Below are 15,873 nucleotides of genomic sequence, written 5' to 3' on the forward strand. Positions count from 1 at the left end.
GTCAGGTCAGGAGCGGGGAGCGTTCCACGAACCAGACCAGACCGGCACCGGCGACGGCGACGGTCGCCGCGACGGTGCCGAGCATGAGGGCGCGAGTGGCGACCGGCGTGGTCGCGGCCCTGCGCAGGAACAGCAGCGCCGGGAAGGTGAGCGCGATGATCGTCAACTGGACGAGTTCGATGCCGACGTTGAAGGAGAGCAGGTTGGCCAGCGTCGAGGCCGACAGCGGCCCGTCGACGCTGAGCGTGCCCGCGAAGCCGAGCCCGTGCAGCAGCCCGAAGCCGAAGACCACGGGCAGCCGGTGGCTCGTCCTCGGCGAGAGCAGGTTGTCGAGCGCGACGAACGCGATCGACAGCGCGATGAGCGGCTCGACGATCCACCCGGGCACGCTGACCCAGCCGATCGCGGCCAGCACCAGGGTCACCGAGTGCGCGACCGTGAAGGCCGTGGCGACCTCGACGACGTCGCGCAGCCGCTTCGCTCCCAGCAGGAGCGCCAGCAGGAACAGCACGTGGTCGAGCCCGAAGAGCAGGTGCTCCGCCCCGAGCCGGACGAACCGCGGGATCTCGCTGAGCAGGTCGGTGCGCCCCACCGTGACGCTGGTGCGGGCGGTGTCGAGCAACGTCGAACCGCGGCGGCCATCGATGTCGTAGACCACCATCGTGGTGGTCTCGTCGACCACGCCGTCGGAGGCGCGGAAGATGTCGCTGCGGACGGTGAGCGCGCCGGACGCCGGGCAGTCGTAGGCGAGCGCGACCTGCACCGCGCCGGAGTCGGCGAGCTCGACGCGGGCGTCGTCCTCAGCGGTGCAGCCGATCAAGCCGCGGCTCAGCCGCAGCCGCCCGCCGACGTACGCCGCCACGTCGCTCACGTGCGCGTCCAGCGAACGGCGCCGCACCTCGGTCGGAACCTCGGCGTCCGCGCCGACCGCGTCCGGGCTCAGGACCCCGTCGAGACTCAGCAGCCGGGCAAGGACGTCGTACTCCACGTCGACGACGGCGGCGACGCCGTCGTCCTGGCTACGCAGGTCGACCGCTACCGAGGTCGCGCGGACGTGCGCCTGCGCCGGAGCGGCGACGAGGAGCACGACAACAAGGGCGGCGAGGAAGGCCAATAGACGCACAGGAAAGCACTTCCATCGTGGGGGGTAATGGCTGTCGTTACCCAACCCTGCAGCGCTCGCTCCACACCCGGCAACTCGAGACGACCCAATTCACCGACTCTTCCGCTGCCGGTCACCCACTGTCCGAACCCGGGTTTCTGAGCGCCGAAAGCCGGGTTTTTGGCCCCTCCGCCCAGACGTCCCGGCCATTGCTCCACAGCTCTGAGCTGTAGTGGACAAACCGGTTGAACAGCCCGTCGTTCTGATACCAGGCGGGTCGTCTCGGGGTCACTGACGGGAGAGAGCGCGAGTGATGCCGGTGGCGATGGTGGTGGCCAGCACCCAGCCCGCGATGACAAGACCGTAGGCGACCCACTGGCCGCCGCCGGTGGGTTGGTATGCCTTCTCCTGCCCAAAGTCGATCAGTGGGAACAGCAGATCCAGAGCGTAGACAAAGGCGTTGAAAGTGGGGCCCTTGCCAAGTTCGGCACGGGGCGGATTGTTCAGGGTGAAAACGACGGCACCGGTGATGAGCAGGATCAGGAACCACAGGCCGGCGCGAATGGGACGGTAGCCGTACCCGACGGTGATGTCCTGTAGCCATCCCCAGGCGCGGGCGTGCCACGGGAGCTTGGTACGCTGCCGCCGCTGCTTGACCAGTAGGACGGTGCGGGCATCGACGTCGTGCCCCAGTCTCCGATAGACGGCGGCGAGTTGTTCGTACGGCTGCGGCACGTATCCGTCGAGGTCGTCCTTCAGCCAGGTCAAGCGTTGGGTGACGGACAGCATCGGATCCAGCGCGTCGTAGACAAGACCGTTCTGACAGCGCGGCGACCAGGTGCCGGGGGCGTCATAGAGGACGCCGATCCGGGCGTGCCGCAGATCGACGTCGCCTTCGGGCGTCTGCTTCGGGCGCAGGTACAGCTCGCGGGCCTCCAGTTGCCGGGCGGCCAATGCCTGACCGCCCGGTGCGGACAGGGTCGCGTCGGTGAGGTCCAGCGATCCCGCGATGCGGGCCTGGGAGAGGTTCACCCGCCCCTCGGAGGTGAGCCCGCGTGCGTCGATACTTCCCTCGACCTGTAGCTCCGCGGCCTGGAGCGCGTGACCGTCGGGATGGGTCAGGTGGGCACCTTTCAGGCTGAGCTCCCGGTCGATCCGCGAGTCGGCCAGCCGTACTGTGCCGGTCGCGGTGAACCCGTCACCCAGGTACAGGCCACCCTCGGCGGTGATCCGGGAACCGCGAAAAGCCATCTGGCCCGGATGGTCGATCGTGGTTCCGGTGAAGCTGAACGGTCCGGTCACCCGGGCGTTGCGCAAGCTCACCATCCCGGTGACGGCCATCCCCCGGCAGAGGACGCTCCCGTCGGCGACCAGCCCGTCCAGGTCGAGCGGCAACCCCCTTGTATCGGTGAGGCGGGCCCCGTCCAGGACCATCGCGCCGATCACCCGAGCGCTGGACAGTCGAACCTGGCCTGTGGCGTGGAGACCTTTCGCGGACAGGCCTCGGCCGGTCTGGATCCGATCACAGTCGATCGCCATGCCAAGTGTGAAGATCCGCGCACGGTTCATCGTGAGGCTTCCCGCAAGCTGGGCTCCGCGCAGTTCCAGCAGGCCGGTGGCCACGCAACCGTCCAGTCGCAGGTGCCCGTCCATGTGCACGTTGGAGGCCGACAGACCCGGCAGGTGAGAGCCCTTGAAGCTCATCTGCTGGCATCGCGCCCAGTACAGACCTGGCGCCTGCTCAAAGAAGCAGGAGAGGAACCGCGCCGAGTGGCAGATGGTGGAATAGGCCAGATTCATCCGTTCGGTGATTCGGGCACCCTTGATCCTGATAGCTGGGATCCGGTGCGATCGTGGCACTTCCTCGCTCATCAACAGCGCGGCGATCACCCGAGCGCGAACCGTCCGCTCCATCCCCCAGACCGCACCCACCGCCGGGTCGTCCTCATCCGGCTTCCCCGTTGTGAAATCGACCTCTTCCCCGTGCGGGAATGCCTCCCATACTCGGCGCTCAGCGTCGGACAAGTCCTCAACACGCACGTTGTTCCCCTCGTACGAACCTGCTCTCCCTTTGATCGCTTGCTTCGCATAGAGGGTTACCGAGCTGGAGAATTCGTGTTCTCCGTGCGCTCTCTTCACTCCTCCACCCAGACGTCCCGGCCGTTGATCCACAGCTCGGAGGCGTGGTAGCCGAACCGGTCGAACAGCCCGTCGTCCTGGTAGCGGCGCAGGTGCGTCATGGCCGACGGGCTTGGTCAGATGCGGGGTCACGAGCATCTCGGAGTCGGAGCGGAAGACGGTCAGGGCTTCCCGATCCGGCCCGGTCTTCACGGTGTGTCGCGTCCCGGGACACGCTTGGCCCTTCAGCCCTAGGACACGCTTGACAGCGCACAGTGTGGATTCGGGCTTGCTGGACGGACTCAATGTCTGTAGCTCACGCGATGCGACGGACGGCGGAGGCGAGTGCGTCCTGTCAGTAGCTGAACGTCGTCGCTCCATCTCCGATCCAGCGCCACATGGGCACCGTTCCGCCCATTTGCTGGTGGGCACTACTGGGTTCGAACCAGTGACATCTCGCTTGTAAGGCGATCCGAGCAGGGGCACGACCAGGGTCGATACTGGCGCTGACCTGGGCGTACGGTCCACGCCCGTCCACCGGTGTCCGGCCCCGTCCCACCTCGTTGTCACCCAGTTGGTCACTCAAGTACGAAACGCTGCCAGACGCGCGGCAGCAACGCGAAAGCCCTCAAGGAGAGAAGAACGCGGGAACCACAGCATCCGTCATGAACACGATCACCCAGTACGGCGACCGCGAGGCGTATCGAGCACCATGGCCGAGTCGCCGAAATCTGCCACGATCTTGAGCTGACCTCCGAGCGCCGTTACATAAGCGGCCAGGGTGGCCACTTCGCTGATCGCTCCACTCTCTATCTGTGAGACGCGGGCCTGTGACACGCCCATCGCCTGAGCGACATCCTCCTGCCGCAGGCCAAGCTTGCGCCTGGCTTCAGCGAGTTGGTAAGCGCGCTGGCGAGCTACGAGCCCATCGCGGAGTTGGGCAACCTCCTCCTCATCGCTGGGCTGGACAAGCTCAGCACGCAGCTCCTCCCATGTCACCGCCTGATCGCTCATTGTTCCCTCTCCTTGAGGTACCGGGCAAAACGCACCTCTGCTGCCTTGATCGCCACGTCATACCAACCGCTCCAGTCACCCGACTTGTCTCCGGCGACCAGGAACACAGCTTGACGCCAAGGGTCGAAAACGAAGAGCAGCCGCACTTCGCTCCGCCCGCTGGATCCAGGCCTCAGCTCCTTGAGGTTACGGATAGTGGACCCTTGAAGCGTGTCCACCAAGGGCCGTCCCAAACCGGGACCTTCCTCGGCGACCCGGTCCAAGGCCGCAGCGATCAGCAAGAGTGTCTGCCGAGTCGACGAGCCCCAGCGGCAGATCGAGGTAGGTCTCGACGAGCTGCGCCATGCGCGGCAAGTCCTCGTCCTCCAACTCGGCCCCGTGAAAGCCGTTATCGCCGAAGGACTTGAGGAACGTCACCTCAGCCTGTGGACGTTGGTGCGGCTCATGAGAGCCTGCTTCGCGAAGTTGCAGGCTCGGTCGCCTTCGGGCTACTTGCAGGCAGCAGAGCCCAGTTCGAGCCCTGCCCCCGACCTACTGCCAGTAGCTCTCGACCACTGAAGCGGACCTGGGGACGGCCTCATCAGGGTCTCCACCGAAGTCCCGCTTCGCGCGACGTTGGCGGAGAAGGTCCCAGCACTGATCGAGTTCCGCCTCAACCGCGTGCAGCTCGTGGTGTTCGGTCCGTTCGTCCAGGGAGCCGTCTGCCCGATGACTGCGCAACTTGTGCTCACGATCGACCAGTGCGGTGATCCGGTCCAGGATGTTGTCGTCGTTCACCGGCTCTCCTCCGGTTGTTGTGGCTGGGATAGACGTGTCTCGGGGTCCGACAGGAATGATGCGACCCGGACGCGAAGAAGGTCGTTCTCGGCCTCTAGGGCGTCAATGCGGCGCCGAAGCGGTTGCAGCAAGGGCGCCACCTCCTCGGCCGTGTAGCGCGGAGTGATGTGCTGAGGGCAGTTCCAGTCGAACGCTTTGACCTCGACGCGCACCTCACGTTCGACGATCGCCCGGTACCCCGGGACCGCGGACGCACTTGACGACGGTCCTCGGTGGCGTACGTCGTTGATGGTCGCGACTCCGAAGATCTTGAGGCGCAGCCGGCGGGCGTAGTCCATGAAGATGATGGATACGCGCGGGTCGTGCGCCACGTTGCCGGTGCTGATGTACTGACGATTGCCTCGGAAGTCGGCCCAAGCCAGCGTGTGCTCGTCGGGGACTGTCACGAATCCTGGTGGGCCGCCGCGGAACTGGACGTACGGCCAACCGCTGGTGGCGACCGTCGCCAGATAGAAGCCGTCCCGCCCGGCGATGAAGTCTCGTTCGGTGCGGCCCAATGGATCCTTGATCTGATCGAGTTCATCGGTCTCCGCAGCCTCGGTGTTCGGAGCTGAGCCCGTCCCGTCTGCCGCCCCGATGCTCGAAGGCCTCGGGCCGGCGAGATGCCGGTCCGTGCGGTGGACAGCGGTCCGGCTTCCGTACCGGCCCTGCGCGTCCAGGACCGGCTCGGTGAATGCGATCGAATGGTAGTTGCGGCTCATCTGTCCCCCTCGTCGGAGCGAGCCTCATGCTCGCGGTCTGCTTGTCTGTTGCGATACAGGAAAAGCCGCGACTGGGCGGCCAGGTCGCCGAAGCTACGTGGGTGCAGTGGAGGAAGAGTGAAGACCCTGTGCACCATTGCGCCGAGCCGGCAGCGCCGACTGCTGGGATGAGACGCCCCATGACCACTCAGAGGGCGTCTCCGTTCGAACAGCCTCAGACGAGCCGGGCAAGGTCCGGCAGGTTCGGCCGCGCACTTCACCGGGCCGTCCGCGCAGGACGCGGACGGCCCGGTGGCTCGAGATCGCGTTGCCTACCTGGTCGGCGTCGACCGATCGGCCTCGACGATCAGTGCCTCGACGGCGTGCGGGTTGGTGATCATCGGGAGGTGCCCAGCCTTGACCCTGGTGATCTTGGCCCCTGCGTTCTTGGCCATCGCGCTCTGCAAGGCGACGGGGACGATGTGGTCCTGGGTCCCGAGCAGGTAGAAGCTCGGCAGCGACTTCCAGGCCGGCGCGCCGGACTCAGCCGTGAGCGCGCTGAGGGTGACGGGCCGCTGGGCCACAGCCATCGCAGCCGCGGCCCGCGCCGGGATCCCGTTCGCGATGGCGTCCGGGAAGGCACTCTGCTTCAGGTAGAGGTCGTAGTCGCCGTCCGGAGCGCCCGGGTACTGCACGAAGTCGAAGAGATCAGCCGGGTCGAGCTCGTGGTTCGGGTCCAGCAACCCAAGGATGCTGTCACCTGCGTCGGGAACGAACGCGTTGATGTAGACGAGGGCCTCGACGTCCTTGTCCGACCTGGCGGCGTTTGTGATGACGGCTCCTCCGTACGAGTGGCCGACCAGGACGACCGGGCCGGTGGTTCGGTCACGGAGGAATGCGGCGAGGTACTCCGAGTCTTCGCGTAGCCCACGCAGCGGAGTCGGCGGCGCGAGGACCTGGTAGCCCTGGGCTTGCAGGTCACTGGTGACCTTCGCCCATCCCGAGGAGTCCGCCCAGGCCCCGTGGACGAGCACCACCGTGGGCTTGGGCTCCGACTCACCTGAAGGCGCCGTGCTCGTCACCGACTGTCGACCGCCCGCGTTGCCGATCACCTGAGTTGCGGAGACACCGGTCAGGGGCAGCATCCCGATGAGGGTGAGAACGCTGACCGCGTGCAGCCGTCGTGCCCGGAAGATCTTCATTGTGACTCCTGATGAGTTGATGGGATCAAGCGGTATGTCTAGGAAGCCGGAGCGAAGAGACTGACGTTCTTGTGCATGACCGGTTGAGTGGGAATGACCTGACGACGGTCTCCTGTCCTCCTTGCCAGACGCAGGCAATCGCGGTCCCCGGGTGTCGCGAGGTTCGAGTGCCGCTGGTGCTCTCGGAGCGGAGGAAGGCGCCAGGGGAAGAGCAGCTGTCCGAGTCATCACGGCGGACGGGCACGACGCGCATCCGTCGACCGATGCCAGACGTCGCGACGCGGTCGCGGGCTCGTGGCATGCCAACACCGTCGGTCCGGCCACCACCGTGCGGTGAGGCCCGTCGGGTTCGCGAGCCCGTTGATGTCCTGGGTAGCAGGTCTACACAGTCGGGTCGGTCCGTGCGCTTGAGGGAGCGCCGGCCTGGCGGAGGAGCTGCTCGAAAGGTGTCGCTGCGGCGAGGTCTGTGTCGACATGCCGGCGCTCGGCGACCACGCCCGACGATCCGCCGGTCTTGCCCATCAGGACGGCGAGCTCGCCGGCCGCGCGGAGCACGCGGGAGCCGAGGTCGGTGCCGGCGAAGTCGGAGGTCGCGGCGAAGACACCGGTCGGCACCGTGACGGCGTGCAGGTAGGCGAACAGCGGCCGCAGGGCGTGCTCGATCACCAGCGAGTGCCAAGCCGTGCCGGCCGTGGCGGCCAGCAGCACCGGCGTCCCGTCGAGGGCGCCGGTCTCCAGAACGTCGAAGAAGGTCTTGAACAGGCCCGAGTACGACGCCGAGAACACCGGCGTGACGACGATCAGCCCGTCGGCCTCCCGGACCGCCTGCTCCGCCGCCGCCGGCTCCGGCGCCGGGAACCCGGTCAGGAGCTGATCGGTCAGCTGGTGCGCGAGGCCGCGGAGCTCGACGTGGGTGACGTCGAGCTCCCCGAACGTCTCAACGGTCGCCGTAGCCAGCCGGTCGGCCAGCAACCGCGTCGAGGACGGGTTCGAGAGCCCGGCCGAGACGACGACGAGCGACGTCACGCCAAGACCTCGTCGCGGTCCGTCGTGCCCGTCACGTCGTCGACGGCGTGGAGGGTCGTGTCATGCGGGCCGTTCGCGGCCGCCACGAGGGAGGCGTGGGTCGGCGCGTCGGGCACGTGCGCCGGTCGGCCCTCGGCGAAGCCGGCGCGCAGGTCCGGCAGCAGCTCGCCGAGCAGGTCCAGCTGCTCGAGCACCGTCTTCAGCGGCAGGCCGGCATGGTCGATGAGGAACAGCTGGCGCTGGTAGTCGCCGACGTACTCCCGGAAGGCCAGCGTGCGTTCGAGCACCTCCTGCGGTGAGCCCACGGTCAGCGGAGTCTGCGCGGCGAAGTCCTCCAGTGAGGGCCCGTGGCCGTAGACCGGAGCGTTGTCGAAGTACCGGCGGAACTCGGCCACGGCGTCCTGGCTGTTCCTCCGCATGAAGAACTGGCCGCCGAGACCGACGATCGCCTGGTCGGCGGTGCCATGACCGTAGTGCTCGAAGCGGCGTCGGTACAGCGCGACCATCTGCCGGGTGTGCGAGGCCGGCCAGAAGATGTGGTTGGAGAAGAAGCCGTCGCCGTAGTAAGCCGCCTGCTCCGCGACCTCGGGGCTGCGGATCGAGCCGTGCCACACGAACGGCGGCACACCGTCGAGCGGCCGCGGGGTGGCGGTGAAGCTCTGTAGCGGCGTCCGGAACCGGCCCTGCCAGTCCACGACGTCCTCTCGCCACAGCCGATGCAGCAATGCGTAGTTCTCGACGGCCAGGTTGATCCCCTCGCGGATGTCCTTGCCGAACCACGGGTAGACCGGGCCGGTGTTGCCGCGGCCCAGCATCAGGTCCATCCGGCCGTCGGTGAGGTGCTGGAGGGTGCCGTAGTCCTCGGCGATCCGGACCGGATCGGTCGTCGTGATCAGCGTCGTGGCCGTCGAGAGGATGATCCGCTCGGTCTGCGCGGCGATGTAGGCCATCGTCGTGGTCGGGGAGGACGCGACGAACGGCGGGTTGTGGTGCTGGCCGACCGCGACGACGTCGAGGCCGACCTCCTCGGCCTTCTTCGCGATCTCCACCTGCGCCTTGATGCGCTCGTGCTCGGACGGGGTGCGCCCGGTGGTGGGGTCCGTCGTCACGTCACCGACGGAGAAGATCCCAAACTGCATGACCTACCTGCCTCTCATCTCGATATCCAAGGAAGTGTTGGTGACGGGTCGTCCGTCTCGATGGCGACATCGGGAGCGTCGCTGCCGACCCTCGATCCGGGTCCGGGTGGGGGTCGACGTCGTTCAGCCAGGAGACGACGGCATGCGCGACATCCAGCCAACCGTCGTCGACGACGAGGGAGTGGCCGCGTCCGGCGACCCGGCGCACCAACGGGGGGCATCGCCTCGTGGAGCCACCTGTCGTGGATCAGCATGACCGGTCGGGCCTGCGACGCCGCCCTGGGCTCCTCCTGGTGGGTCACGCTCGATCGGGTGCCGGCGTCGTCACACGGTCACGGAAGCGAGTGCCTCGCGGATCACCTGGACGACCTCCGCCGGGTGGGCGTGCATCACCAGATGCGAGGAGTCGACCTCGGTGACCTTGGCCTGGGCGCGCTCGTAGCCGAACCGCTGGACGTCGGGGTTGATGGCCTGGTCGGAGGACGCGACGATCCCCCACACAGGCCGGTCCTTCCAAGCGGCCGTGCTTGCCGGCTCGCCGAAGGCGGCCCCGGCGAGCGGTCGCTGTGAAACGGCCAGGGCGCGCGTGAGCACGGTGTCCACATCCGCGGCGAAGATCTCCGGGAACCTGGAGATGTCCACCGACACATCGGTGCCCGGCTCGTCGGAGCCCTCGACGGGGAAGGGCGTGTAAACGAGGGCCCCGGCCAGCGGCGAGTCGGGGAAGCGGCTCTGCAGTTCCCCGAGGCTCTCGCCCTCGTCGAGGACGTAGGCAGCCAGGTACACCAACCCCACCACGTTGTCCTCACGACCGGCGACGGTGATCACTGCGCCGCCGTAGGAGTGACCGACAAGGAGGACGGGTCCCTCGATCTGCCGGACGACGGAGGCGACGTACGCCGCGTCGCCGGCGAGGCTGCGGTTGGGTACGGCGGGAACCAACACCTGGGTGCCGTCGGCGAGCAGTTCGGTGACGACGCGGGCGAAGCTGGACGCATCGGCGAAAGCTCCGTGGACCAGGACCACGGTGGGCGTGTTGGACATGACTTCTCCTTCGGTGAACCGCCGGTGACGGCAGTGGGAACGCGCCGTCCGGCGCGTCCGTGAGATGTTGGTTGCTCCTCGGGAGCTCCTGCCATCGCTTCCAACGGTAGGGAGGCGCGGTGGACGACTAGTGACCGATCTGTGGACCGCGCCGGCCGGAGTGGGCGCGTCAGAGGTGTTTGCCCAGAAATGCCCGGATGAGAGGCACGACCTCGTCGAGAGCGCTCTCGAGCAGGAAGTGGCCGCCGGCCACCAAGCGGACCTCGGCGTCCGGCAGGTCGGTGGCGAAGGCGAGCGCCCCGGCGGGTCCGAATATCGGGTCGCCCTTCCCCCAGACGGCGAGCAGCGGAACCTGCCGCTCACGGAAGTATCGGTGCACCTTGGGGTACAACGTCAGGTTGGTGGCGTAGTCCAGGAACAGCGCGAGCTGCACCTGGTCGTTGCCAGGCCGCGACAGTAGGTCGTGATCGTGAGTCCAGGTAGTGGGGTCCACCAAGGTCTCGTCTGTCACGCCCGCGAGGTACCGCCAGCGGGTCAGCTCAAGGGTGAGCGCCTGACGAACCCCGGCCTCGGTCTGGGGGGTCTGCTCTCTCCAGTAGTCGCACACCGTGATGAAGAACTCCGGCTGCAATCCCTCGGCGTACGCGTTGCCGTTCTGGGTGATGATCGCCGTGACCACATCCGGTGCCCTCAGGGCAAGCCGCCACCCGATCGGCGCGCCGTGGTCGTGGACGAACAGGCAGTACCGCTCGATGCCGAGCTGCGTAAGAAGAGCTCCCGTGATATCGGTGAGCGAGTCGAAGGAGTACGTGAACTCGTCAACCGTCGGTGCGTCGGAGAGTCCGAAACCGACATGGTCAGGTGCCACGAGGTGCCAACGGTCCGCCAGCCGTGGGAGGAGGTGCCGGAACATCAGAGAGCTGGCGGGGAAGCCGTGAAGAAGCACCAGGGTGGGCCGGTCTCTCGGCCCGGCTTCTCGGTAGAAGATCTGGTAGCCATCGACCATGGCGTACCGGTGATGGATCGTGACCATGTTGTGTGCCGCCTTCGCCCGGTGTTCCCGTTGTCTTGGGGTGCTCACCGAAACGTATTGACGCGCTGTGGACGAATTGTGGAGTCGCGACGGAGTGACGCGTCCGCCCCCGTCAGTCCTTGAGGATTGCGGCCGCGACCCGATCCACAAGCCACCGTGTCCCCCGGTCGACGCCCCACCCGAACGTCTCCACGGCGAGAACCAGTTGAGGGTTGCGGAAGTGGAAGAAGATGATCTTCGCTGCGTCCTCGACCGAGAGTCCCTCGGCCAGGTCGCCGTTGCCGGCGATGCCCTCGACGATCATCTCCAGCGCCTCGATGTGGCGTTGGTCGGCGACGTCGAGGAATGCCTGGGCGGCTGGGGAGCTGGGTGCGGCGCGCTCGACGATGCGCATGATGTCGCCGGCCTCCGCGGCGTGCGCGGCGTAGCCCGCAGCCAGGACCTCCAGCTTGGTCCGGCCTGTGGGAGCGGCCGCCGAGTCGGTGATGATCCGTCCCACCGTCGGGCTCGTCGTCCATATGTCCATCAAGGTCCGGAGCAGACCCTCCTTGCCTCCACACTGGGCGTAGACGGTGGCAGGGGAGACACGCGCCTCGCGTGCGATCTTGTCGACCGTGGTCTGCGCGTAGCCGGGCGCGGCGTACAGCTTCCGCGCGGCCTTGATGACCTCTTGCCGAGTCATCTCGGCGTACTCGTCACGGCGACTTGGTGCTTGGTCTGACAATGTCTCGCTCCCCATCCCAGTAGTGACCGGTATCTCCGGCCCAGGTGCGTCCGAATGCTCTCATGGAGGTCCAGGCGGCATCGGTCGCGCACTCGAACGCGTCGCGCCTCAGGACGGCCGAGACGCGGATCCGGATCGCGTCCAGCTCGCGTGCGTCGTCGGGGCCGGGCACCTGGCCGAGGACCGCAAAGACGTGTCGGTGAACCCGATCAACCGTGCGGCCAGTCGCACGCCCCCGTCCGTCACCGCGCCTCCCCTGGTTGGAAATTCGAGTCTGGCTAGAGTGGCACTCCAGCGTTTAGAGTGTGCGTACACTCACACTAGTACAACTCCGACCCGGCGCACAGCGAACGGCAGGATCGGGGCCGGCCACCGAAGGGGTCAGACATGACAGCAACGCTCGTCATTCCCGAAAGCACAGACGCGATGAGGGGAGTTCCGCTCGAGGGCCCCCTGCGCCTGCAGGTTCTCGGCCCGTTGCGGGTGTGGCGGGGCGAGAGCGAGCTCGAGGCCGGGCCACGCCAGCAGGCGTACCTGCTGGCGCTGCTCCTCGCTCGCGGAGGCCGACCGACCGGCACCGGCGAGCTGATCGATCTGATCTGGGGTGAGGACGCGCCCGCCAGCGCCCTGAATGTGATCCACAAGTATGTCGGCTTGCTACGACGCCTGCTGGAGCCCGACCTGCCCCCTCGAGGAACGGGCGCCTACCTGCTGAAGCGGGGCAACGGCTACCTGTGCGCAGCCGGAGCAGACCTTCTCGACCTCACGAGGTTCCGGCAGCAGTCCGGCGCCGCCCGGACAGCGCGGGCGGAGGGGCACGACTCAGCGGCACTGGATCACTACCTCTACGCACTCCGTCTGTGGAGTGGACCGGCCGGCGATGGGTGGGTGCACGGACCTGCAGCCGCACCGATCTTCGCCGGCCTCAACGACGAGTACTTCCAGGCCTGCATCGAGGCGGCCTCCGTCGCACTGATGCTCGGACAGCCCACGCGAGTGCTGCCGGCCCTGCACCTGGCCGCCGCGATGGCCCCCCTGCACGAACCGGTGCAGGCCAGTCTCATCACCCTGTTGGGCGGCGCGGGTCAGCAGGCGGAGGCCTTGGCCGTGTTCAACGCGGTGCGCAGACGCCTCACCGAGGATCTCGGAATCGACCCCGGGAAGGCCCTCAAGGCCGCCCACCAGCGGGTGCTCACCCAGACCCCCGCGACCCAGGCGTCAGCCGCCCAGACCCCGGTCACCGAGCCCTCGGGCGCGCCGGCACCGTCTCTGCCGCCGGCCTCGCCGACGCCCCCGTCGGGCGACGTCAACCGACTGGTCGGCCGGTCGGACGAGATCGCGGTGCTGCGACGTGCTGTCGAGCCGGCCCTGGAGAGCAGCACGGCAGTCGTGCTGCTCGAGGGCGAGCCCGGGGCCGGGAAGAGCCGGCTCATGGAGGAGATCGCCAGCCACGCCGAGGATCGTGGCGCCCTCGTGGTGTGGGGTCACTGCCTCGAGGGCGAGGGCACGCCGACGATGTGGCCGTGGGTCGAGACGGTGTCCAGCCTGCTCGACGTCATGCCAGAGGCACGGTGCGAGCAGTGGTTGGCTCGCGATCTCGGTCACCTCGTCGGCTCCCGTGTGGAGAGGTCAGAGGCACCGACGATCCCCGACGGCAACGCCCGGTTCCGCCTGCTGGAACAGGTCGTCGGCCTGATCGCCGAGGCGGCCGGCGAGCGGCCGGTCGTGATGATGATCGACGATCTGCAGTGGGCCGACACGAGCTCGCTACAGCTCCTGGATCATGTCATCTCCCGCCTTCCTGCCGGCACAGCTGTCGTCGGCGCGCTTCGCAACCGGGGCCCTTCGCCCAGCTTGGAGCTGGTCCGGACGCTCGCCGCCGCCAGTCGCGCGACCGGTCACCGGCGGCTCCTGGTCGGCCCCATGAGCCCCGCTGAGGTGGCCGAGCTCATTCACCTCGAGACCGGCGTCCGGCTCGCCCCTGACGTGGCCACCTCAGTGCACACCCGCACGGCCGGCAACCCGTTCTTCGTCCAGGAACTGGGCCGGCTGTGGGGCGCCGGCAGCGAGCTCACCACGGAGACGGTGCTGCGCGGCACCGTCCCGATGACAGTGCGCGACGTCGTACGCGACCGCCTCGCCGTGCTCGACGGCGACGCACAGGAACTGCTGGAGATCGCAGCGCTTGTCGGCCAGAGCGTCGAGCTCGCCCTGCTCGCCCGGATGGCGTCCCTCGACGTGGGTTCCTGCCTCGATCGCTTGGAACCCGTCCGCAGCCTCGGTCTGGTCGGCCCGACGCCCGGCGACCCGTTCTCCTATCGCTTCACCCACGACCTGGTGCGCCAAGCTGTGTCAGAGGCGATCCCGCCAGGTCGCGCGACCGCGCTGCACGGCTCCATCGCGGACGCCATCGAGGAGGTCGGACTGAGCGACGAGTCCGTCGCTGAGCGGGTGGCACACCACCTGTGGTCCGCGGGGCCCGTGGCAGACCCGGCTCGTACCGTTGCGGCCCTGGTCCGCGCCGGCGCTCGAGCCAAGGCGAAGACGGCGTTGGCGGCAGCCGAGCGCCACCTCGGGTCGGCGGTAGAGCTGGCGCGCAGGGCGTCACTTCTCGAACTGGAGCTCAGGGCGCTCTCGCAGCTGATCGCGGTCGTCGGGATGCGCTCGATGTACGGCACGGCCTCCGTCAGCCTGCTGGAGCGAGCAGAGCAGATCGCGCAGCGCCTCGGGCGCGATCGCGAGGCGGCTGGGTTTCTGTTCTCCCGCTGGACCGCGCACGGCCAGGCCCTCGACCTGGACCGCAGCAGTCCTCTCGCCCGCCGGCTCGAGGAGTTGGGCAGGACCTCCGAGGACCCGGTCGTCCGGTGCTACGGCAGGGCCGCGGCGGGCATCCACGAGTGGTGCCTGGGGAACATCGGTGAGTCCTTCCAGCGGCTGAGCGCGCTGAGCCTCGACCTCCTCTCCGACCACGATGAAGAACACCGCGATTCCGTGCGGGACGGCGTGCAGCTGATGGCCGCTGGGATGTTCGCTGAGATCGCGGGCTACCACGGACAGACGGCCCAGGCGCGCGCAGTGCTCGACACCCTGTCGAAGGCGGCAGGTGATGACCCGTACGCGGTCACCGCCGCGACCTCCTTCGAGGCCCGGACCGCCTCGGTGGTCGGCGACCCCGACTGGGCTCTGCGTGCAGCAGAGCGCGGGATCGCCGCCGACCCGCACTTCTCCTTCGCCTCCCTCGGCACCTACCTGCGCCTGGCCCGGTGCTGGGCGCTGGCGACGACCGGACAGGACCCTGCGGCCGCCGCGGACGAAGCCGAACGACTCATTCGCACCAACCTCGCCAGCCCCGCCCGTACCTGCGTCTCGACCTGGTACGCCCTGCTGGGTGAGATGCGCATCGCCGCGGGCTCGCTGGACAAGGCCGCGGCAGCGCTCGACAGCGCCGAGGAGTATCTCGAGCGCTACGGCCAACGTTCCGCGGAGGCGCTGCTCGTCCTCGTCCGCGCGCAGTTGGAGCACGCCGCCGGCGACGACCGCGCCGCCGTACGCCTTGCCGACCAGGCCCGCACCGTGGCGCTTCGGCAGGGGGCACATCTCTTCGTGCAACGCGCCGACCGGTTCCTTGCCGAATTGGGCGGCGAGACGCCCATGGGCGCGGCGGTCCAGGATCTCTCCGCTCTTCGTCCACCGGGCACTCATAGGTTCTCGACCTGAGCGCGGCGGGGCCGGTTCCTCGTCGAGTCGACGGCAATCGACGTCGTCTGCGACGCCACGGCTACCGAGCCCGAGCGAGTCGTCTACTCGCGGTGCGCAGGCGACTTCACCGGTGAGCTGAGCATCCTCACTGGACAGACCGTCTTCCTCACCGCCCGGGTCCGGGAATCCGGTCTGGTCGTCCACATCCGTGCGGACCGATTGCGTGAGGTGCTGGGTGAGGAGGTGGACATCGCC

At 68.1% G+C, this 15,873-nt stretch carries 13 protein-coding genes; 1 reads left to right on the plus strand and 12 read right to left on the minus strand.

Annotated features, from left to right (window positions below; all coding sequences use genetic code 11):
- Position 1: 1 nt before the first annotated feature.
- The 12 genes from CHC08_RS32795 to CHC08_RS32850 all read right to left on the minus strand — a co-directional run bounded on the left by CHC08_RS32795 (position 2) and on the right by CHC08_RS32850 (position 11,877).
- Positions 2-1,123, minus strand: coding sequence for a HupE/UreJ family protein (locus CHC08_RS32795; RefSeq protein ID WP_143653423.1), 1,122 nt, complete (start codon positions 1,121-1,123; stop codon positions 2-4).
- Between the two features lie 267 nt (positions 1,124-1,390).
- Positions 1,391-2,902 carry a translocation/assembly module TamB domain-containing protein gene (locus tag CHC08_RS32800; RefSeq protein ID WP_143653424.1) on the minus strand — a complete coding sequence of 504 codons (1,512 nt, stop codon included), beginning with the start codon at positions 2,900-2,902 and terminating at the stop codon, positions 1,391-1,393.
- A gap of 993 nt (positions 2,903-3,895) precedes the next feature.
- Positions 3,896-4,234 (minus strand): transcriptional regulator, encoded by a 339-nt coding sequence (locus CHC08_RS32805; protein WP_089211266.1) that lies wholly within the window; start codon positions 4,232-4,234, stop codon positions 3,896-3,898.
- Entirely contained in the window at positions 4,231-4,515 is a 285-nt protein-coding gene (locus CHC08_RS32810) for a type II toxin-antitoxin system RelE/ParE family toxin (RefSeq protein ID WP_338055709.1), read from the minus strand. Before CHC08_RS32810 ends, CHC08_RS32805 begins: the two co-directional genes overlap by 4 nt.
- Before the next feature lie 250 nt (positions 4,516-4,765).
- Positions 4,766-5,011, minus strand: a complete 246-nt coding sequence (locus CHC08_RS32815) for a DUF2630 family protein (RefSeq protein ID WP_089211268.1) — start codon at positions 5,009-5,011, stop codon at positions 4,766-4,768.
- Positions 5,008-5,772 carry a pyridoxamine 5'-phosphate oxidase family protein gene (locus CHC08_RS32820; protein WP_089211269.1) on the minus strand — a complete coding sequence of 255 codons (765 nt, stop codon included), beginning with the start codon at positions 5,770-5,772 and terminating at the stop codon, positions 5,008-5,010. Before CHC08_RS32820 ends, CHC08_RS32815 begins: the two co-directional genes overlap by 4 nt.
- Before the next feature lie 311 nt (positions 5,773-6,083).
- Positions 6,084-6,953, minus strand: a complete 870-nt coding sequence (locus CHC08_RS32825) for an alpha/beta fold hydrolase (protein ID WP_218825604.1) — start codon at positions 6,951-6,953, stop codon at positions 6,084-6,086.
- Between the two features lie 381 nt (positions 6,954-7,334).
- Positions 7,335-7,979: a CE1759 family FMN reductase gene (locus CHC08_RS32830; protein ID WP_089211270.1), complete on the minus strand. Its 645-nt coding sequence runs from the start codon at positions 7,977-7,979 to the stop codon at positions 7,335-7,337.
- Entirely contained in the window at positions 7,976-9,118 is a 1,143-nt protein-coding gene (locus tag CHC08_RS32835; protein ID WP_089211271.1) for an LLM class flavin-dependent oxidoreductase, read from the minus strand. Before CHC08_RS32835 ends, CHC08_RS32830 begins: the two co-directional genes overlap by 4 nt.
- 324 nt (positions 9,119-9,442) lie before the next feature.
- Entirely contained in the window at positions 9,443-10,162 is a 720-nt protein-coding gene (locus tag CHC08_RS32840; protein ID WP_089211272.1) for an alpha/beta fold hydrolase, read from the minus strand.
- A gap of 169 nt (positions 10,163-10,331) precedes the next feature.
- The gene (locus CHC08_RS32845; RefSeq protein ID WP_089211273.1) at positions 10,332-11,195 is read right to left on the minus strand and encodes an alpha/beta fold hydrolase; all 864 of its coding nucleotides are present in this window, start codon (positions 11,193-11,195) and stop codon (positions 10,332-10,334) included.
- A gap of 112 nt (positions 11,196-11,307) precedes the next feature.
- Positions 11,308-11,877, minus strand: a complete 570-nt coding sequence (locus CHC08_RS32850; protein ID WP_179282343.1) for a TetR/AcrR family transcriptional regulator — start codon at positions 11,875-11,877, stop codon at positions 11,308-11,310.
- A gap of 429 nt (positions 11,878-12,306) precedes the next feature.
- On the opposite strand from CHC08_RS32850, the gene CHC08_RS32855 reads away from it, so the two are divergent.
- Entirely contained in the window at positions 12,307-15,636 is a 3,330-nt protein-coding gene (locus tag CHC08_RS32855) for a BTAD domain-containing putative transcriptional regulator (protein WP_218825605.1), read from the plus strand.
- Positions 15,637-15,873 lie beyond the last annotated feature (237 nt).

Source organism: Streptosporangium subroseum (assembly GCF_900188345.1).
In the GTDB taxonomy this organism is placed as follows: Bacteria; Actinomycetota; Actinomycetes; order Streptosporangiales; family Streptosporangiaceae; genus Streptosporangium; species Streptosporangium subroseum.